Here is a 22615-nt window from a genome sequence, read left to right as displayed (position 1 = left end):
TAAATCTTTTTCCGCAACTAGTGATACAGCTCCGTCAGTTGCGACAAAGGCAGAGTTATTTGAGTTTACTGAGCCTTTAGTGCTTGCAACTGCAACTCCTTGTTTGCCACTTACGGTGCTATTAATAAAGTCAAGATCTTGCGCAGTTTGAACTTTAGCACTACCCTCACTTGCAGTTAGGTTTACATTAGTAAATGTTCCTTTACCTGCAGATGAAGTTACGTTGATATTGTGTTTAGCGCTTAAGTTACTGTTAGCTACGCTAATATCTTCTTTTGCACCAAGGGTTAGGTTACCATTGCTTGCGCTTACATTAACATTGCTTAGAAGAGCTTTACCGTCGGTTGAAACAATGCTCGCATTGCCAGTTGCGGTAAAGTTACCAGAGCTTAAGCTAATGTCATCTTTAGCTGAAACGTTGAGGTTACCTGTAGCATTTACGTTAGAGTTAGTTGCAGTTAAGTTACCGTTAGTTGCGGCTAGAGTAACATCTGCTCCCGAGATATTAGTTTGCGTTAGGCTTAGGTTGCTGTTAGCGGTTAAGCTTACGTTACCTTTAGCCTTAACTAAAGTCTTAGTTGCGGTTAAGTTACCCGTAGTTGCTTTAACAGTTACGTCTTTACCTGCTAAATTACTGTTAGTTAAAGTTACATCTTTATTTGCAGTTGCCGTGATGTTACCGTTAGTTGCAGTTAAGTTAGTGTCATTTACTTTTAATGAACCATCTTTACTGTCTAGGTTTACATCTTGGTAACCGGTGACGTTACTGTTATCTAAAGTAATGTTTGTTTTAGCGGTAATTGCAACATTTGCCGAGCTTGAAGTTACATTGGTACCAGTTAATGAAGCATTACCATTTGCTGAAGATAGTTTAACGTCTAACTTCGCGGATACATTCGTACCATTATTAAGCGTTAAGTCTTTATTCGCAGCTAAGGTTACGCCTCCCTCACTTGAAGCAAAGTTTGCATTGTTCGAAGTTAAGGCGCCACTTGTACTATTAACCTCAACTCCTTTAGCACCTTTCACAGTTGTATCTGTGAAAGTAACATTTTGCTTAGCTGTAACTGTTGTATTACCTGCAGCTGAAGTTAGGTTCACATTGGTAAAGCTTGCGCTACCGTTACTACTTGTAACTGTAGTTTCACCTTGAGCTGTGAAGTTACCTGCAGTTAAACTAATTTGCTCTTTAGCAGAGATATTTAGTCCACCAGTTGCATTAACGTTAGCGTTAGTTGCAGTTAATGAACCATTAGTTGAACTTAGGGTTACATCTTTACCTTTAACATTACCGTCAGTTAAGCTTACAGCCTTGTCTGCCGTTAACGCTACATCACCAGTTTCAGAAGTAAAGTTAGCTTTGCTTGCAGTTAATGAACCGTTTGCACTGTTAACTTTAACCCCACCTTTACCTGTCACGTTAGAGTTGGTAACTGCTACGTCCTCTTTGGCGCTTACTGTCGCATTCCCCTCTTTCGCAGTGAGGTTCACGCTGGTTAAGGTTGCTTTACCTTCACTTGAAGCTACGCTTAAGTTGCCGTTTGCCGTAAAGTTACCTGCTGTTAGAGTTACGTCGGTCTTAGCAGAGATATTGAGATTACCTGAAGCTGTTGCATTAGTGTCACTTACAGTCACACTTGCATTTGTTGAGCTTACTGTTACCTCTTTACCTGAGATATTACCTTTAGTTACGCTTACAGCCTTGTCTGCGGTTAACGCTACATCATCAGTCTCTGAAGTAAAGTTAGTATTGCTTGCGGTTAATGAACCGTTTGCACTATTAACTTTAACTCCTGTTTTACCAGTCACGTTAGAGTTAGTTACAGAAACGTCCTCTTTCGCGCTTACAGTCGCATTACCCTCTTTAGCTGTGAGGTTGACGCTAGTTAAGGTTGCTTTACCAGAACTTGAAGCTACGCTTAAGTTGCCGTTGGCGATAAAGTTACCTGAAGTTAAGCTAATGTTGTCTTGCGCTGTAACTTTGAGGTTGCCCGTAGCATTTACATGGCTATCTGTAGCTGTTAGGTTGCCGTTAGTTGCAGTTAGAGTTACATCTGCGCCTGAGATATTAGTTTGCGCTAGGCTTAGGTTGCTGTTCGCAGTTAAGCTTACGTTACCTTTTGCATTAACTAAAGTCTTAGAAGCGCTTAAGTTACCCGTAGTTGCAGTGATATTTACATCTTTAGCACCAGAGATATTACTGTTAGTTAAAGTAAGATCTTTGTTTGCTGTTAGGTTAACGTTACCCGTTTCTGAAGTTACATTAGTGCCTGTTAACGACATATTGCCATTTACTGACACTACTTTAACGTCAGTATTGCCTGATACTTTTGTACCATTTTCTAGCGTTAAGTCTTTATCAGAAGCTAGAGTTACGCCACCTTGAGTTGAAGATAGGCTTGAGTTGTAAGCAGTTAATGCGCCTGCAGAGCTATTAACTTCTAGACCTTTCTTACCTGCAACTGTACTGTTAGCTACCGAGATGTTTCCGTTAGCAGTTACTGCTGTCGTACCCTCTTTAGCTGTAACGTTCACATTTGCTAGAGAAGCATAGCCCTCTTTAGCGCTTACGCTTACGTTACCGTCAGCAGTAAAGTTACCTGCTGTGAGGTTGACATTAGTATTTGCTGATAGGTTGAGGTTACCGCTTGCTGTAACTTCAGTTTTGCTTGCGCTTAGGTTACCTGTAGCTGAATGTGCAGTTACATTTGCACCAGTTACGCTTGCATTAGTTAAAGTTACATCTTTATTTGCAAGTAGAGCTACATCTCCGTCAGTAGCGCTGAGGCTAGTGTTAGTTGCAGTTAATGCACCTGAAGTACTATTAACTACCACTCCTTTCTTACCGGCTACAGTGCTGTTAGCTAGAGTTATATCGTCTTTAGCTTTAACTGTGGTCGCCCTGTCTTTAGCAGTTACGTTTACATTAGTTAAGCTTGCTTTACCTTCGCTTGAAGTTAGGCTTGCATTACCTTGTGCTGTAAAGTTACCTGCAGTTAGAGTTACATCAGCTTTAGCTGAGATATTTAGATTCGCACTTGCGTTAACGTTGCTATTTGCAACTGTTACCGCACTATTAGCCGAGCTAATAGTTACCTCTTTACCAGTAAAGTTACCGTTAGTTAAGCTCACTGCTTGGTTTGCGGTTAAAGCAAGGTTACCATTGCTTGCAGTAAAGTTAGTATTGCTTGCAGTTAGAGAACCGTTTGCACTATTAACTTTAACTCCTGTTTTACCGCTTACGGTGCTATTGGTAACTGTTACATTCTCTTTGGCAGTTAGAGATAGAGCTCCCTCTTTGGCAGTGAGGTTCACTTTATTTAAGGTTGCTTTGCCCTCTGCCGCTGATAGGTTGAGGTTACCATTTGCAGTAAAGTTACCTGCAGTTAAGCTCACGTTACCTTTAGCTGCAATAGTTAAGTTACCGTTGCTTGACTTAACTTCAGTTTGTGACGCAGTTAAGTTACCATTGCTTGCTCCTAGAGTTACATCTTTGAAACCAGAGATGTTGCTATTAGTTAAGCTAACGTTGTTCTTAGCAGTAATCGCAATATTTGCTTCAGTTGAAGTAACATTAGTACCGGTTAAGCTTGTGCTACCGTTTACTGAGTTTAATTTAACGTCTGATTTAGCTGATACATTTGTACCGTTGTTTAGCGTTAAATCTTTATCAGAAGCTAGAGTTACTCCACCATCTTTTGCAGTAAAGTTAGAGTTATTTGCCGTTAACGCACCTGTTGTACTATTAACAACTACTCCTTTGTTACCAGCAACGGTTGAGTTGTCTACTTTGATATCTTTGTGAGCAGTGATATTTGTTGCTCCCTCGCTTGCTGTGATGTTTACATTCGCAAGAGTTGCACTGCCATTTGTTGTGCTCACGGCAATATTGCCGTTTGCCGTAAAGTTACCTTTACTTAAACTAATATCATCTTTGGCTGTAACGCTTAGGTTACCTGTAGCTTTGATATTCGAGCTACTTGCAGTTAAGTTACCATTTGTTGCACTTACAGCTACATCTTTACCTGACACATTCGTGTTAGTTAGAGATAGATTATTAGTTGCTTTTAAGTTTACATCTGCAGTTGCGGTTACATTAGCGTCAGAAGTTGTTAGGTTACCGCCTGCGGTGATGTTTGCATTTTGCGTTGCTTGAACTTTTACGTTCTTCTCTAAAGTTATATCTTTAGTTGCGCTTAGGTTTACGCTACCGTCTGTAGTTTGAACGCTTACGTTAGCAAGAGTTGCGTTACCGTCTTTAGCAACTGCGGTTACATTTGTACCTTTAACTTTGCTATTAGTTGCTGCTAAGTTTTTACCAGCTTCTAATGTAGAGTTGGCAGTTGCATTAAGGTCTACTTTAGCAAGAGTTAAGTTACCAGAAGTTGCCTTGGTGCTTACATTTCTACCAGAGATATTTGTGTTCTCTAGAGAGATGTTGTTTTGTGCAGTTAAAGCAACATCTTCACCTGCGGTAATGTTCGTACCAGTAGCGCTTAAGTTACCGTTAGTTGCGGTTACGGTTACGTTCTTAGTCGCTTCTACTTTAGTACCGTTCTCAAGCGTTACATTTTTCGAAGCAGTTAAGTTTACGCTACCAGCAGTTGCGTTCAGAGTAGAGTTCGCAAGAGTTGCGTTACCCTCTTTAGCTACTGCTGTAACATTGGTACCTTTTACGCTTGCGTTAGTTAGGCTTAAATCTTTGCCAGCGGTTAAAGTAGCATTTGCAGTTGCGTTTACTTTAACTTGGTCTAGGCTTAAGTCTTTACCTGCGGTTAGAGTAGCGTTCGCAGTTGCATCTACGGTTACTTTAGCTAAGCTTAAGTTACCATTAGTTGCATTGATTACTACTTCTTTACCGCTAACTTGCGCATCGCTTACAGTAACGTTCTGCGCTGCTTTTGCAGTTAGGTTACCATCAGTTGCTTCAAGCTTCGCATTAGTTGCAGTTAGGCTACCCGCACTACTTTCTAAGGTTAAACCTTGGTTACCGCTTAGGTTACTGTTGCTAATGCTTAAGTCACCTTTAGCCTCAACACTAGTTGTTGCTGTGTTTGACGTTAGGTTAACGCTTGTTAAGCTTGCTTTACCGTCAGTAGCTTTAACTGTTACTTTATCTTTGGCAGTAAAGTTACCAGCAGTTAAGCTTACATCATCTTTAGCAGTGATATTTAAGCTACCGCTTGCGTTGATGTTAGTTTGACTTGCGCTTAAGTTGCCTTTGCTTGCGCTTAGAGCGACATCAACACCGGAGATGTTAGTTTGCGCTAAGCTTAGGTTGCTATTTGCGCTTAAGCTTACGTTACCTGTAGCGTTAATTAACCCCTCTTTAGCGCTTAGGTTACCAGTAGTTGCGTTAAATGTGATATCTCTACCTGAGATATTACTGTTAGTTAAGCTCACATCTTTGTGCGCTTTAATTGTAACATTACCGTTCTCTGTAGTTACATTCGAACCTGTAACTTTAGTATTACCTTGCGCAGAGCTTAAAGCTACATCTTTGTCAGCTGTTACTTTAGTGCCGTTATTGAGCGTTAAGTCTTTATGAGCTGCTAGAGTAACAAAGCCAGAGTCTGCGGTGAAAGTTGAGTTATTTGATGTTAATGCACCTGTAGTACTATTAACCTCAACTCCTGTTTTACCAGCCACAGAGCTATTTGTGATAGTTATCTCATCTTTGACAGTTACCTTAGTCGTACCCTCTGCTGAAGTTAGACTAGAGTTAGCTACAGTTAGAGATGAGTTCGAGCTCGAAACAGTTAAGCCATTTTTACCTGCAACTGTAGTATTTGCAAGGTTAATGCTTTCTTTAGCCGTAACTGAAGCAGCACCGTCAGTTGCGGTTAGGTTAGCCTTAGTTGCAGTTAATCTACCAGCGGTTGAGTTAACTACCAGAGCAGTTTTACCAGCCACAGTTGCGTTCGCGATAACAATATCTTGTTGCGCGTTTACTGTGGTCGCGCCGTCTGTTGACGAGATATTAGCATTTGTAAAGTTTGCTTTACCTGCTTGTGACGTTACGCTTACGTTACCTTTAGCTGTGAGGCTACCGTTTGCTAAGCTTAGGTCACCTTTAGCTTGTACGCTTGCGTTACCGTTTGAAGCAGTTAGGTTCACGCTTTCAAAGCTTGCGCTACCGTTAGTAGCTGTTGCGGTTAAGTTACCTTGAGCTTTGAAATTACCAGAGGTTAAGCTGAGATTTTCTTTTGCAGTTAGGTTCAGGTTAGCAGAAGCTGTTACGTTGGTGCCTTTAGCTGTTAAGCTACCGTTTACCGCTTGAGCAACGATATTCATACCAGAGATATTACTGTTAGTTAGAGTAATATCTTTTTCTGCAGTAATTGCTACGTTACCGGTTTCAGTTGTTACATTTGAACCGAGAATTGTAGCATTACCTTGCGCTGACGCAAGTTTAACATCTGTTTTTGCAGAGATATTGGTACCGTTATTTAAGGTTAAATCTTTTTGTGCTTCGAGAGATACTGAACCATTTGCCGAGATGAACTTAGATACAGCTGTTGCGTTAATTGCACCTGCCGTGCTATTAACTTTTATACCTTTATCACCGCTCACGCTTGTATTACTAAAGGTAATATCTTGGCCAGCTTGAACTTGAGCGCTACCTGTAGTTGCGGTTAAGTTCGCTTTGGTAAAGCTTGCTTTACCTACAGTCGAAGCAACTTCAAGGTTGTTTTGTGCGCTTAAGTTACTGTTGGTTACCGCGATATCATTGTGTGCTGTTAAGCTTAGGTTACCCTCTTTAGCAGTTAAGTTCACTTGAGCAAGAGTTGCTTTACCTTCTTTTGAAGCAACGCTTAGGTTGCCGTTGGCAGTAAAGTTACCTGCAGTTAGAGAGATATCTGACTTCGCAGAGATATTTAAGTTCGCGCTTGCGTCAACGTTAACTTTGTTTGTAGTTAGCGTACCATTTGCAGAGCTTACAGTTACTTCTTTACCTGCAAGCTTGCCGTTAGTTAGACTAACTGCTTGGTTAGCTACAAGAGCTAAGTCACCTTTACTTGAAGTAAAGTTAGCGTCATTTGCAGTTAACGAACCGTTTACGCTCTTAACAGTCACTGCTTGGTTAGCACTTACGTTTGCTTTAGTTACAGACACGTCTTTGGCTGCAACCACAGACGCAGAGCCATCTTTAGCAGTTAAGTTAACTTGAGCAAGAGTAGCTTTACCTGCACTTGAAGCAACGCTTAAGTTGCCATTAGCAGTAAAGTTACCAGAAGTTAGAGAGATATCTGCTTTTGCTGAGATATTTAAGTTAGCGCTTGCGTTTACGTTAACTTGGTTCGCAGTTACAGATTCATTAGCTGAACTTACAGTTACTTCTTTACCTGTAACGTTACCGTTAGTTAAGCTCACCGCTTGGTTTGCTGTTAAGGCAACATTACCGTTAGCTGAAGTAAAGTTAGCATTGTTAGCGGTTAACGAACCGTTAGCGCTTGCAACTTTAACTCCTTGCTTACCAACAACAGAACCGTTGCCTACGCTTACGCTTTCTTTGGCAGTTAGAGTAGCAGAGCCAGTAGTTGCAGTTAAGTTAGCTTTCTCTAAAGTAGCTTTACCGTCTTTTGAAGTAACGCTTAGGTTGCCATTAGCGGTAAAGTTACCTGAAGCTAGAGAGATATCTGACTTCGCAGAGATATTTAAGTTCGCGTTTGCATTTACATTCGTGCTACTTACGTTAACCCCTGCATTTGCAGAACTTACGGTTACGTTAGCACCGCTAACATTACCATTTGTTACTTTAACCTCTTTATCTGCCGTTAAAGCAACATCTCCGTTAGTTGAGGTAAAGTTAGAGTCAGCAGCAGTTAATGTTCCCTCTTTACTGTTAACTGTTAAACCAGTTTTACCTGCAACTGTAGAATCAGTTACGCTTACGTTACCTTTAGCGTCTACTAAGGTCGAGCCTGCAGTTGAAGTTAAGTTAACTTTATCAAGAGTAGCAGTACCATCTTGCGCAGTTACGTTTACGTTGCCTTGCGCAGTAAAGTTACCTGCTGTTAGGCTAACATTACCTTGAGCAGAGATGTTAAGGTTACCAGTCTTAGCTTTAACCTCAGCTTTATCAGCTGTCAGGTTACCAGTTGTTGCCTTAATAGTTACATCTTTGCTTCCTGAGATATTACTGTTAGTTAAAGTAACATCTTTTTGTGCAGTTAAGTTTACGCTTCCAGTTTCTGAAGTAACATTAGTTCCCGTTAATGACGCTTTACCTTTAGTTGACACTAGTTTAACGTCAGTTTGTCCAGAGATATTAGTGCCATTATTCAGAGTTAAGTCTTTGTCAGAAGCTAGAGTTACTCCACCTTCACTTGAGGCAAAGTTCGAGTTGTTAGAAGTTAAAGAGCCATTTGCACTCTGAACCTCAACTCCTTTCTTGCCTGCTAGAGTTGCATTAGTGAAGTTAATGTTTTCTTTAGCTTTAACTGTAGCTTGACCGTTTGCTGAAGTTAAGTTCACTTCAGTAAAGGTTGCGCTACCGTTAGCTGTGCTTACGGTTAGATTACCGTTTGCTGTAAAGTTACCTTTACTTAATCTAATGTCATCTTTAGCAGTAACGCTTAAGTTACCTGTAGCTTGAACATTAGAGCTACTTGCAGTTAAGTTACCATTAGTTGCTTTTACTACTACCTCTTTACCTGACACATTCGTGTTAGTTAAAGACAGATTATTAGCTGCTTGTAAATTAACATCCGCAGTTGCAGTTACATTAGTGTCAGAAGCAGTTAAGTTACCACCTGCAGTAATGTTCGCATTCTTCGAAGCTTGAACTTTGACATTCTTCTCTAAAGTTATATCTTTAGAAGCGCTGAGCGTAAAGTTACCATCTGTCGCTTGAACGCTAACGTTAGCAAGAGTTGCATTGCCCTCTTTAGCAACTGCACTTACATTTGTACCTTTAACTTTGCTATCAGTTACAGCTAAGTTTTTACCAGCACTTAATGCAGTGTTAGCTGTTGCATTTAGAGCAACTTTAGCAAGAGTTAAGTTGCCAGCAGTTGCATTTACGCTTACGTTTCTGCCTGAAATGTTAGTGTTGTCTAGCGAGATGTTGTTACCTGCGGTTAGAGCAACATCTTCACCAGCAGTGATATTAGTACCTGTAGCGCTTAAGTTACCGTTAGTTGCAGTTACATTAACGTTCTTAGTTGCTTCTACTTTGGTACCATTCTCAAGAGTAACATTCTTCGAAGCTGTTAAGTTTACGCTACCCGCAGTTGCGTTCAGCGTTGAGTTCGCAAGAGTTGCATTACCGTCTTTAGCAGACGCAGTTACACTTGTACCTTTCACACTTACATTTGCAAGGCTTAAGTTTTTACCAGCGCCTAGGCTTGCGTTACCGCTTGCCTCAACAGTTGTTTGCGCTAAGCTTAAGTTGCCATGTGTTGCGTTAAACTCAACTTCTTGACCTTTAACTTTACTGTCACCTACATCAAGGTTCTGATCAGCTTTAACCGTAACGTTACCATTGCTTGCTGTTAAGCTTGCTTTAGTTGCCGTTAAGTTACCTTGACTGCTTACGAGCGTAATACCTTTCTGACCTGAGATATTACTGTTATTTAGGGTAACGTTTTGTTTTGCAGTTAAGCTTGCAGCACCAGTTTCTGCGGTAATGTTAGTGCCGATTACAGTTGCATTACCATTAGTTGCCGTTACCGTTACATCTGTTTTCGCTGAAAGATTTGTACCGTTGTTTAAGGTTACATCTTTACTTGCGGTTACAGACACTGAAGCGTTACTTGAGTCAAGTCTACTACTGTTAGCTGTGAATGAACCAGTTGTAGAATTAACCGTAATTGCTTCTTTAGCAACTAGGCTCGTGTTAATAAAGGTGATATTGTCTTGTGCTCTAGCTGATATACAACCAGTTGCTGAAGTTAAGTTCGCATTAGTTGCAGTTAATGTACCAGCTGTTGCATTAACGCGGATATCTTTAGTTGCGCTTACGGTTGTATCAGCAAGTGTTACACAACCACCAACTAAGTTCGCTTCACCTTTAGCGCTAATAGTTGAATTAGTGTTAATGTCAAGTTTGCTAGACGCAGATAAGTTAACGTTACCAGAAGTTGAAGTTACACTTGAGTTACCTACAGTGATATTTTTCGCTGAAGTAATCTCTAAAGCTTGCGTTGAACTGATGTTCGAGTTAGTTAAACTTACATTGTCTTGCGCATTAACGCTAATTGTATTTGCTACTACTGTAGAATTCTCTACTTTTAAGTTAGATTCGCTAGAAGTAGTAATAAAGTTAGCTGAGCCTGAAGATGCGTTTACGGTAGATTCAACTAGGGTAATGTTATTTAATGCCGTAAAGTTCACATTACCAGCAGTTGAGCAGTAAGTACCATGAGAAGCAGAGATATTACCTTTAGAAGCTTTAATCTCTACCCCATTAACCCCGCTCACTCCAGAGTTATCTAGAGTTACGTTACCATTTGTAGCCACTACTGACGCTTTCTTACCAGCATTTAGTTGAGCGTTTGGTAAGTTAACGTTACCGCTTGCGCTTACCGTAATGTCACTACCTGCTTTAACTTGAGCTTGTTTGTCTTTACCGCCAGCGTTAACTATATCTTTAGCAGCTGAAAGCGTGATGTTACCACCTGCAGTCATAGGTGCCTGACTAAATGACAGGTTACCTTGAGTTGCGTTCACTGTAATGTCTTTAGTTGCCGTTAAGCTTGAGTTCGCAAGAGTTACATTAGCACCTGTTAAAGTTGCATTGCCTCCTGCAGTAACGTTAGAGTTATTGGTTACCTCTAAGTTGCTAGTTGCGTTTAAAGTAACATCACCAGTTGAAGCAGTTAGGCTCGTGTTGTTTACCTTAATATTTTTCGCACCAACCTCTAACGCTTGCGTTGAGCTTACATTCGAGTTAGTTAAGCTTACATTGTTAGGTACACTTACCTGTACTTTGTTAGCTACTACTGTACTGTTCTCTACCTCAAGGTTAGAGTTCGCACCCGTACCTTTGAAGCTTACAGTACCAGCAGTTGCACTTACACTCGCGTTGTTAACTTTGAGGTCTTTATTCGCTTCAAAGGTTGCACCTGTTGAAGCATTAACGATTGACTTGTCAAGCGTTAAGTTACCTTCAGAAGCTTTAACTGTTACTTCTTTACGACCAGAGATATTGCTATTTACAATCGAAACATCTTGTTTTGCCGTAATTGCAACGTTTGCAGTTTCTGAAGTTACATTAGTACCAGTAATTGAAGCGTTACCCTCTGAAGCTACAAGTTTAACGTCTGTAGACGCTGATACATTTGTACCATTGTTTAGCGTTAAATCTTTCTTCGCTAATAGAGATACGCCACCAGCAGATGCTGCAAAGTTCGAGTTGTTTGACGTTAATGAACCTGCAGTACTATTAACAAGAATACCTTTATCACCTTTTACTGTAGTATCAGTGAATGTAATATCTTGCTTTGCAGTAACTGTAGTATTACCAGTTGCAGTTAGGTTCACCTTGTTAAAGGTTGCGCCTGCGTTGCTACTTGTTACGGTAGCTTCACCTTGAGCTGTGAAGTTACCTGAAGTTAAGGTAACTGCTTCTTTAGCAGAGATATTTAAAGCACCTTGAGCGATAACATCAGTATTTGTTGCAGTTACTGAACTGTTTGCAGAGCTTACAGTTACTTCTTTACCTGTAACTTTACCGTTGCTTAAGCTCACTGCGGTATTTGCCGTTAGAGCAGTATTACCAGCCTCTGACGTGAAGTTAGAGTTAGTTGCCGTTAATGCACCTTTAGCACTACTTACTGTTAGGCCTGTTTTACCAGCAAGGTTAGAGTTGTTTACTGTAACGTCACCATTTGCTATTACAGCAGTAGAACCTGTAGTTGCTGTTAGGTTAACTTTATTAAGAGTTGCTTTACCTTCACGCGAAGCTACGCTTGCGTTGCCGTTAGCTGTAAAGTTACCTGAAGTTAGAGAAATATCTGACTTAGCAGAGATGTTTAGATTTGCAGTTGCGCTTACATCTACATTAGCAACAGTTGCAGAGGCATTTGCAGAACTTACAGTTACTTCTTTACCAGCTACTTTGCCGTTAGTTAGACTAACAGCTTTATCAGCTACTAATGAAGTATTACCATTTGTTGAAGTAAAGTTAGCATTGCTTGCAGTTAATGAGCCGTTTGCGCTCTTAACTGTAACGTCTTGCTTACCTGCAACATTTGCGTTATTTACAGTGATGTCTTTATCAGCCGTTACAGAGGCAAATCCGTCTTTAGCAGAAAGATTTACATTTGTTAATGACGCTTTACCCTCTTTCGAAGCTACAGATACGTTACCGTTTGCAGTAAAGTTACCTGAAGTTAGAGTAATATCTGACTTCGCTGAGATGTTCAGGTTCGCAGTTGCATTTACGTTAACGTTAGTTGTTGTTAATGCACCGTTCGCTGAACTTACTGTTACTTCTTTACCTGTAACGTTACCGTTAGTTAAGCTCACTGCTTGGTTAGCAGTTAAGGCAACATTACCGTTTGCTGAAGTAAAGTTAGCGTTCTTCGCAGTTAACGCACCTTTAGTACTTGCAACTTTAACACCTTGGTTACCAACAACTGAACCATTAGCTACGCTAATGCTTTCTTGTGCAGTTAGAGTTGCTGAACCAGATTTAGCTGTTAAGTTAGCTTTTTCTAGACTTGCTTTACCCTCTTTCGAAGCTACGCTTAAGTTACCACTTGCAGTGAAGTTACCTGAGTCTAGACTTAGGTTACCCTTAGCAGTAAGAGTTAAGTTACCATCTGTAGCTTTAACTTCAGCTTTAGTTGCAGTTAAGTTACCATTAGTTGCTTTTACAGCTACGTCTTTAGCTGTTAAGTTGCTATTGGTTAAAGTTACGTTCTTAGCAGCTGTTGCGTTGATGTTTCCATCTTGCGCTGTTAAGTTAGTATCAGTTGCTGCTAATGAACCATCTTTACTTGTTACAGTAACTCCTTTCATACCAGAGATATTACTGTTAGTTAAGGTAATATCTTGTTGTGCAGAGATAGCTACATTTGCCGTCTCTGAAGTTACATTAGTACCAATTACTGAAGCTTTACCTGAGGTTGCTGTTAAGTTAACAGCTTTTTGAGCTGTAACTTTAGTGCCGTTATTTAGAGCTAAGTCTTTTTCAGCGCTTAGAGTAATAGCTCCAGCTGAAGCGGTGAAGGTAGAGTTGTTAGCAGTTAGGCTAGCATTTGAACTCTTAGCTTCTAGACCTTTTTGTCCTGCAATCGTAGAGTCTGTAAAGCTTACAGCTTCTTTGGCAGTTACTATTGTCGTACCAGCTTGTGCTGTTACGTTTACGTTAGTAAAGTCTGCTTTGCCTGTAGTTGCAGTTACGGCAACATTACCAGTTTGCGCGGTAAAGTTACCATTTGCAAGACTTAGATTACCGTGCGCAGATAAGCTTAGGTTGTTGCTTGCTTGTACATTTGTACTGCTTGCAGTTAAGTTACCATGCTTAGCTACTGCAGTAACGTTTGCTCCGCTAACGTTACCGTTAGTTAGAGTAACTGATTTATTTGCAGATAGAACAACATCACCTTGTGAAGTTACATTTGAAGCAGTTGCAGTTAATCCGCCAGCTGTACTGTTAACTGTTACTCCAGTTTTACTAGTTAGAGATGTGTTCGCTAAGCTGATATCACCTTGAGCTTTAATGTCAGCACTACCCTCTTTAGCAGAGATATTTGCTTGCGCAAAGTTTGCTTTGCCTGCCTCTGAAGTAACAACTACATTGTTGTTTGCAGTTAAGTTACCGTTAGTAAAGCTTACGTCACCTTGTGCTTTAACTGTAGTATTACCTTGACTTGAAGTAAGGTTAACGCTGTCAGAGCTTGCTTTACCGCTAGTTGAACTTACAGTCGCGTCTTTTTGTGCAGAGAAGTTACCTGTGCTTACATCAATGTTACCTTGAGCAGAGATGTTTAAAGCTCCGCTTGCTACAAGGTTAGCTTTGTTTGCAGTTAGGTTACCGTTAGTTGCACTTACGCTTACATTAGCACCGCTAATGTTAGTCTCTGCTAGAGACACATTGTGGTTAGCTGTAAAGTTAACATCATTTTGGGCTTTTACTGCTGACTTAGTAACGCTTAAGTTACCAGTCGTTGAGTTAACTGTTACTTTTTTACCGCCAGAGATATTACTGTTATTAACCGTAATATCTTGTTTTGCAGTTAAGGTTACATCACCAGTCTCTGCTGTAACATTAGTACCAATTACGCTCGCTTTACCTTCAGTTGCAGTTAGAACTACATCTTTTTTAGCACTTACATTAGTACCATTACCAAGAGTTAAGTTTTGGTTAGCTTCAAGAGTTGCTGAACCTGTAGTTGCGCCAACTGCAGATTTAGCTAGGCTGATTGAGCCTGATGTACTGTTAAGTTTTACATCTACTTGTGCAGTTACATTAGTGTCAGTTAAGCTAATGTCTTTTTGCACAAGAACAGAAGCGTTACCTGTTTGTGATGTTAACTTAGCTTTAGATAAGGTTGCTTTACCTGCTTTTGCTGTTACCGCAAGGTTAGTCTTTGCTGTTAAGTTAGCGTCTGTAACATTAACATCTTGACCAGCATATGCTGTTACGTTACCTTTAGTTGCGGTTACGTTAACTTGACTGATGGTTAAGTTGCCTGAAGTAGCGTTAAGAACTACGTCTTTACCTGCTGAAACGTTACCTTTTGTAAAGGTCACATTTTCGCTTGCTGTTACTTGAGCTGAACCTGAAGTCGCAGTTAAGTTAACGCTTGTTAGAGTTGCATTTCCATCTTTAGCTGTAACTGTTGCGTCTTTTTGAGCTTCAAGTTTCGCTTGGCTAACCTCTACACCTTTACCAGCGTACGCTGTTAAGTTACCTGCTTTAGCAGTTACATTAACCTCTTTAACTGTTAGGTTCCCTGAAGAAGCGTTTAAGGTTACATCGTTACCTGCTGAAATGTTACCTTTAGTAAAGCTTACATTATCTTTTGCATTTAAAGAAACGTTACCTTGTTTTGCTGTTAGGTTAACTTCAGCAACTGTTAAGTTACCAGAAGTAGCATTGATTACTACATCTTTACCAGCTTCAACTTTACCTTTGTTAAAGGTTACGTTATCTCTTGCTATTACTTGAGCTGAACCTGAAGTCGCAGTTAAGTTAACACTCGTTAATGTTGCATTTCCATCTTTAGCTGTAACTGTTGCGTCTTCTTTAGCTTCAAGTTTCGCTTGTCTAACCTCTACACCTTTACCAGCGTAAGCGGTTAGGTTACCAGTTTTTGAAGTTACGTTAGCTTCGGTAATTGTTAGGTTGCCAGCTGTAGCGTTTAACATTACATCTTTGTTTGCTGAAACGTTACCTTTGGTGAAGTTAATGTTGTTACCAGCAACAACTGAAGCTTTACCTTGAGTTGAAGTTAGATTAGCACCAGTGAAGTTAGCGTTACCAGTTTTAGCATTTACTGATAAATCACCCTGCGATTTAAGCATAGCTTGCGCTACCTCTACGTTTTTACCCGCAGAAGCTGTTAAATTACCAGTAGTTGCTGTTGCATTTATATCTTTAGCTGTTAAATTATCACCAGCTGAAAGATTTACATTTTGTGAAGCTACAACTTTAGAACCTTTTTCTAAAGTTAAATCTTTAGTTGCAGTTAGGTTCACATTACCTGAAGTTGCGTTCACACTTACATTTGCTAAAGTTGCATTACCGTCTTTAGCTGTAGCTGTAACATTTGATCCTGTTACGCTTGTATTAGCAAGGCTTAAGTTTTTACCTGCTTCTAGAGTTGTATTAGCTGTAGAGTTAATTAGTGCTTTCTCTGCAGTAACATTACCCTCACTAGCTTTTACAGTTACATCTTTACGACCAGAGATATTACTGTTAGTAATCGTAATATCTTTCTTCGCATTGATTGCTACTTCAGCAGTTTCTGAAGTTACGTTAGTGCCAATTACGCTTGCACTACCATTGGTTGCAGTTAGTGTAACTCCTTGTTTTGCAGAAACATTAGTACCGTTGTTCAGTGCTAAGTCTTTTTCTGCAGTTAAAGCAACATTTCCTTCTTTTGCTTCAAACTTCGAAGCATTTGAAGTTAATGAGGCGTTTGCACTTGTAACTTCAACTTTAGTACTTGCACTTACGTTAGATGAAGTAAAGTTTACGTTCTCTTTAGCTTTTACAGTTGCGCTACCGCTTGTAGCGTTTACGTTCACATTAGTAAATGTTGCTTTACTTTGATCTGTAGTTAAAGAAACATTTTGTTGTGCCGTTACATTGCTGTCTGTAAAGCTTAGATCACCTTTTGCTTTAACTGTTACGTTAGCGTTACTTGAAGTAGTATTTACCTTGGTAAAGGTTGCACTACCATTAGTTGTAGTTACGCTTACATTGCCATCTGCGGTTAAGTTACCAGTGCTTAGCTTGATATCTTCTTTTGCAGAGATATTTAGGCTAGCTTTTGCTTTAACATTTGTCGCTGTAGTTGTTAGGCTACTATTTGCAGAGCTAATTGTAACTTGGTTACCTGTAACATTACCGTTAGAGACAGTTACAGCTTTGTTTGCTGTAAGCGCAGTATCTCCTTGAACAGAAGTAAAGTTAGTGTTAGCAGCTGTTAACGATCCAGTAGAACTGTTAACTGTTACTCCTTTATTACCTTCAACTTTACCGTTAGTAAACGAAACGTCACCTTTAGCTTGAACGTTTGCATTACCCTCTTTAGCAGTAAAGTTTGCATTAGCAAATGTTGCTTTACCGTCTTTTCCAGTAACCGTTACGTTTGTTTTCGCTTCAAGGTTAGCTTGTTTAACATCTACGTTTTTACCAGCGTAAGCTGTTACGTTACCTGCTTTTGCTGTAACGTTAGCCCCTGTAACAGTTAAGTTACCACTTGAAGCATTTAATGTTACTTCTTTAGACGCTGAGATGTTGCCTTTAGCAAAGCTTACATTATCTTTTGCATTTAAAGAAACGTTACCTTGTTGTGCAGTTAAGTTAACATCAGCAACTGTTAAGTTTCCAGAAGTAGCGTTGATAACTACATCTTTATCTGCTTCAACTTTACCTTTGTTAAAGGTTACGTTTTTACTTGCTGTAACTTCAGCTGTACCTGTAGTTGCTGTTAGGTTAACGCTTGTTAAAGTCGCGTTACCGTCTTTAGCTTTAGCCGTAGCATTTATTTTCGCTTCAAATTTAGCTTGTTTAACTTCAACATGTTTCCCTGCGGTTGCTGTTAGGCTACCTGTTGTTGAAGTTACGTTAGCTTGAGCAACTGTTAAGTTACCCGTAGAAGCGTTTAACGTTACATCTTTATTTGCTGAAACGTTACCATTGGTGAAGCTTAAGTTGCCCTCTGCAACGACTGAAGCTTTACCTTTAGTTGAGGTTACATTGGTTGCAGTAAGGTTTGCATTACCATTTTTCGCAGTTACTGATAAATCACCTTGAGATTTAAGCACACCTTGGGCTACCTCTACGTTTTTACCCGCAGAAGCTGTTAAATTACCTGTTGAGGTTGTTGCATTTATCTCTTTAGCTACTAAATCAGCACCTGCTGTTAGGTTGATGTCACCACCAGCTTTAACTACTGCTTTAGTTGCAGTTAAGTTACCGTTGGATGCTTGTACTGTTACTTTCTTACCGCCAGAGATATTACTGTTATTTAAAGTAATATCTTTACTTGCAGTTAAAGATACATTCGCTGACTCTGAAGTGATATTTGTACCAGTTACATTCGCGCTTCCTTTAGCTGAAGAAACTGTTACATCTTTCTCACCAGTTACTTTAGTTCCGTTATTAAAAGTTAGATCTTTATCAGCACTTACAGTTATCGCTCCCGTTGTTGCTGTAAACAGCGTATTATTAGCTGTTAAAGCACCATTTGAAGTCTTAACTTCAAGATCTTTAGTTGCTTTTACGGAACTGTTAACAAAGTTAAGCTCTTCTTTAGTTTGAACTTTTGCACTACCTTGTTGTGCAGTTAAGTTCACGTTGTTGAATGTTCCTTTACCTTCACTTGAAGTTAGAGAAACATTTTGTTGTGCGCTTAGGTTACCATTGGTAAAGCTTAAGTCACCTTTTGCTGAAACATTTGCGTGACTTGCTTTTGAAGCTAGGTTAGTTTTGTCAAAAGTTGCTTTACCGTTTTCTGCGGTTACAGATAGGTTACCTTGAGATGTTAAGTTAGCATTGTTTACTTTAACATCTTGTTTAGCATAAGCTTCAAATTTACCAGATTTAGCCTCAACTCCAGCTTGGTCAACGGTTAAGTTACCATTAGTTGCATTTAAAGTTACATCAGTATTTGCACTGATATTACCTTGCGTAAAGTCTAGGTTTTTACCAGCACTTACTACTGCGTTAGCATTAGTTGAAGTTAGATTCGTTGCTGTAAGCGAAACATTACCATTAGCAGCAGTTACATTAACTTCATTTTGTGCAGATAAATTACTACTGCTTACCTTAGCGTTTTCTTTAGCATAAGCTAGTAGCTTACCGTTGCTTGAAGTTAAGTTAGCCTCTGCAACAGTTAAGTTACCGCCAGCGCTATTAAGAGTTACGTCATTTTTCGCAGAAACATTACCTTTAGTAAAGCTTAGATCTTTACCTGCAGTTACAAGAACATTGCGATCTGTACTTGTTAAGTTAACGCCACTTAAAGTTGCACAACCTTGTTGTGAGATAACTCTCACAGCAGTTTTAGCCGTAAGATTTGCATTGTTCACGTCTAACTTATCACGTGAAACAACTGTTAAAGCTCCTGCTGTTGCGCTTAAATTAGCCTTATCAATGCTTAGGCTACCCATTCTTGCAGTAGCTTCAACCTTACCGTTTGTTGCTGTAAGGTTAGCTTCTTTTACGCTTAGGTTACCTGCAGTTGAATTTAAAACTAAGTCTTTGTTAGCGCTGATATTACCTTGAGTAAAGTTTAGATCTTTACCAGCTTTAGCAGTTACATTACCAGAAGTTGAGCTTAGGTTAGCCTTACCTAACGTTGCATTACCGTCTTTAGCGGTTAAGCTTAGATCGCTTTGCGAAGTTAGATTAGAGTTACTTACATTAGCATTCTCTTTAGCATAAGCTGTAAGCTTACCAGTAGATGAGTTTACTTTAACTTGCTCAAGAGTTAAGTTACCCGTAGTTGCATTGAGAACTAGGTCTTTAGATGCTTCAACTTTACCTTGAGTTACCGTAACATGCTTACCAGCCTCAACTGTTGCTTTACCAGCAGTTGCTGATATATTTGCCGAACTTACAGTTACATTACCAGTTTGAGTTTTAACAGTAAGATCAAATTGCGCAGTTAAGTTTGCTTGACTGATATTGATATCTTGAGCAGCTTGCGCACTTAAGTTACCACCTTTTGCAGTTAAATTAGTTTGATCTACTTTAATGCTACCTGCTGTTGCATTTAGCTCAAGATCTTGACCAGCTGATACGCTACCTTTAGTTAAGCTCAGATTTTGTCCTGCGGTTAGTGAAGCATTACCGCTAGTTGCTGTGAACGCTACTTCACGAGCAGTTAAGTTACCGCTTGTCGCTGTAACTGTTAAATCTTTACCTGCTTCAACTTTCCCTTTAGTTAAAGTTACGTTTTGCATAGCTTCAACAGTTGCGCTACCTGCAATTGCAGTTAGGTTCGCACTTGTTAAAGTTGCATTACCGGTTTTAGCTTTAACTGTAAGATTAGTTTGCGCTTTAGCAGTTGTGTTATTTAACTCTGCATTATTGTTAGCTTCAGCGACTAAGTTACCAGTCGACGCGGTTAATTTTGCATCTTTAACCGTGAGGTTACCGCTCGTAGAGTTTAAAGTTAAGTTTTTGTTAGCTGTAACTTGACCTTTAGTTACACTTAGGTCTTTAGCAGCAGTAACTTCAGCACTACCACCTTTTGAAGTTAGGTTAGTTACAGTTAAAGTTGCGCAGCCTGTTTGCGCTTCAACTTCAAGGAACTGCTGTGAAGTTAAGTTGCTGTTATCTAAAGTTACATTATTTTTTGCTTTAGCAACTAAGCTACCAGCTTGAGAATTTAAATTAGCGTCTTTAACTGTAAGATCACCACTAGTAGAATTTAATGTGAGGTTTTTCTGCGCTGCAACTTGAGCCTTAGTAACATTTAAGTGTTTAGCTGCGGTTACGCTTGCATTACCGTCTTTAGAGGTAAGATTTGTCGCAGTTAGAGTTACACAACCAGTCTCTCCCTTAACCACTAAATCAGTTTCTGACGTTAAGTTACTGCTACTTATAGTTACACTATTTTGCGCCTGTGCAGTTAAGCTACCTGACGTTGCGGTTACATTTGCCTCAGTAACGGTTAAGTTTGCATTAGTTGAAGTTAAACTTACGTTATTGCTTGCGCTAACTTGTCCTTTTGTTACAGTTATGTCTTTAACTGCGCTTACTGTTACATTACCAGCTTTACTTGTTAAGTTAGTGGACGTTAAGCTTGCTTCACCTGTTTGTGCAGTTACTGCAAGATCACCTTGTGAAGTCAGGTTACTGTTACTAACTTTTACATCATTTTTACCTGTAAAAGTTACACTACCTACGGTTGTACTTACATTAGACTGCTCAACTTTTACACTACCCGAGTTACTTCTAAAGTTCGCATTTCTTTGCGCGTTAACATTAGCTTGAGTAAGAGTTAAATCATTACCTGCAGTAACGATAGCGTTAAAGGTCGTACTTGTTAGGTTTGCGTTATTTACAGTTACTGAACCTTGGTTAGCAATTACACGTACCGCATTTCTTGCCGTAAGATTTGTTTGCTCAACTTTAACGTTACCAACTTGCGCAGAAACTTCAAGTCTGCCTTCAGTAGTTGTTACTTCGGCTTGGCTAACACTTACATTACCATTAGTACTATTGAGCGTTAGGTCTTTAGCTGCGCTAACATTTCCTTTAGTGAAGTTTAGATCTTTGGCTGCTTGTACAGTTAAAGCACCAGTGTTAGATTCGAGGTTAGTTGAAGTTAAAGTAGCGTTGCCACTTTCAGCTTTAACCGCAAGATCACCTTGAGCTGCAAGATTAGAGTTAGTTACGTTTGCATTCTCTTTAGCAATAACATTTAAGAAGCTCGCAGTTGCATTTAACTGGCTATTGTTTAAAGAGATATTATTTGCACTAACATTTACACTTGAACCGGTGATATTAGTATTTACCGCGTCTAAGTTATTCGTAGCTTCAACACCAACTGTGCCTGTTGCGTTTAAGCTCGCGTTAAGAACTATGTTATTAGCCGTTACGTTAATTGAGCGTCTTGCTTTAACCTCAGAAGCATTCGAGATATTGACCGTACCAGCTGGTGCTGATAAGTTAACATCACGAGATGAGTTAAAGCTCGTATTAGTAACGTTAACGTTATTAGCGCGTAGGTTGATGTCAGTATTTGCCCCTGAAGTTGCTAGTTTGCTATTGCGAACATCAAGAGAGTTTGTGCTCTCATTACCTAAAGAGATTTCAGTTATTGAAGCTTTGAAATCACCATTATTAACGGTGATAGATGTACCACGCGCAATTACGCCAGCACCACTTACATTTGCATTAGTAAAGCATGCTCTAACTGTCGAATTAAAGAAAGCATTACCTGTCTGTGTTGCTACTTCACTACGAGTAACAATAACTTGTCTTGAGTTGAAAGTAGCCTCTTTATTTGCTTTAACCGAAGAGTTAGTTAAACGTAAAGCAGCTACAGCTGTAAGAACTGTACTCTCTGTAGAGTTTAAACTTGAGTTAGCTACACTAATTATGGTACCTGCAGTCGCATTTAAGTTCTTAGCTTCAACTTTAGCTTTATTATTAAAGTTAATAAAACCTGTTGAAGTTAAGTTAGTATCTACCTTAGTAGTTGCATTACTGGTTAGGAGAGTTATTTGTGCACCTTTAACAGTAAAGTGACCGCCAGCGGTAACATTAGATTCACGGAGGTAAATTGCTGCAGTAGCTGCCTCTGCTAGGAAAGTAACGTTATTAGTTGCATTAACATCCGAAGACTGTACATAAACCGAACCTTTATAGTTAACATTTTGCGCTGTAACGCTTGTGTTATGGTTAACTATGTCAGTTGTCGTTACGTTTACATCTTTTTGCGCTTTGATTGTTGCTTTGCTCGTTGAAACACGATTAGCAGCAGTTAGTACAGTTGAACCTGCAGTTGCGTTTACGCTACTGTAGTTCAGAGTAATTGCTATTGCAGCATTTAGATTTACCCCTGAACCAGCTTGTAAACTTGCATTATTTGCTTCAATTGCATCACTTTGCGAAGTTACATTTAAGAACTTATTCGCACTTACATTAGCATGAGTAAAGTTAACTGCTGCTTTTGCTGTTAAATTAACAGAACCTGCTTTAGATGTAAGGTTCGCATTAGTAAAGCTAATAGTTGCATTAGAAGAGTAAACGGTAACGTTATTTTGCGCAGTTAGATTTGTTCCTGCCCCAAAGTTTACAACTTCTTTAGCAAGAAGCGTTAGGTTATTACCAGCAATTAGACGGCTGTCAGTAAAACTTGCCTCACCTCTGCTTGTATTGATGAGTAAATCAGTGCTAGCTGTTAAGTTAGATTTAGTTGCAACTAAGTTAAGCGCGCTTATGCTTGCTTTAGCGGAGAATGTAAAAAATAAC

The 22615-nt window shown here is 39.6% G+C and carries 1 protein-coding gene (cut by a window edge); it reads right to left on the bottom strand.

Annotated features, from left to right (window positions below):
- Nucleotides 1–22615 carry part of the coding region annotated (locus CKF54_RS03925) for a hemagglutinin repeat-containing protein (protein WP_147396813.1) on the bottom strand (this coding region is incomplete at both ends). 9696 nt of the annotated region lie to the left of the window's left edge, so 22615 of the 32311 annotated nt are shown.

The organism is Psittacicella hinzii, from assembly GCF_003585885.1.
Lineage (GTDB): Bacteria > Pseudomonadota > Gammaproteobacteria > Enterobacterales > Psittacicellaceae > Psittacicella.
The sequence above is the reverse complement of the archived record's forward strand: the minus strand, read 5'-3'. Positions and strand labels throughout refer to the sequence as shown.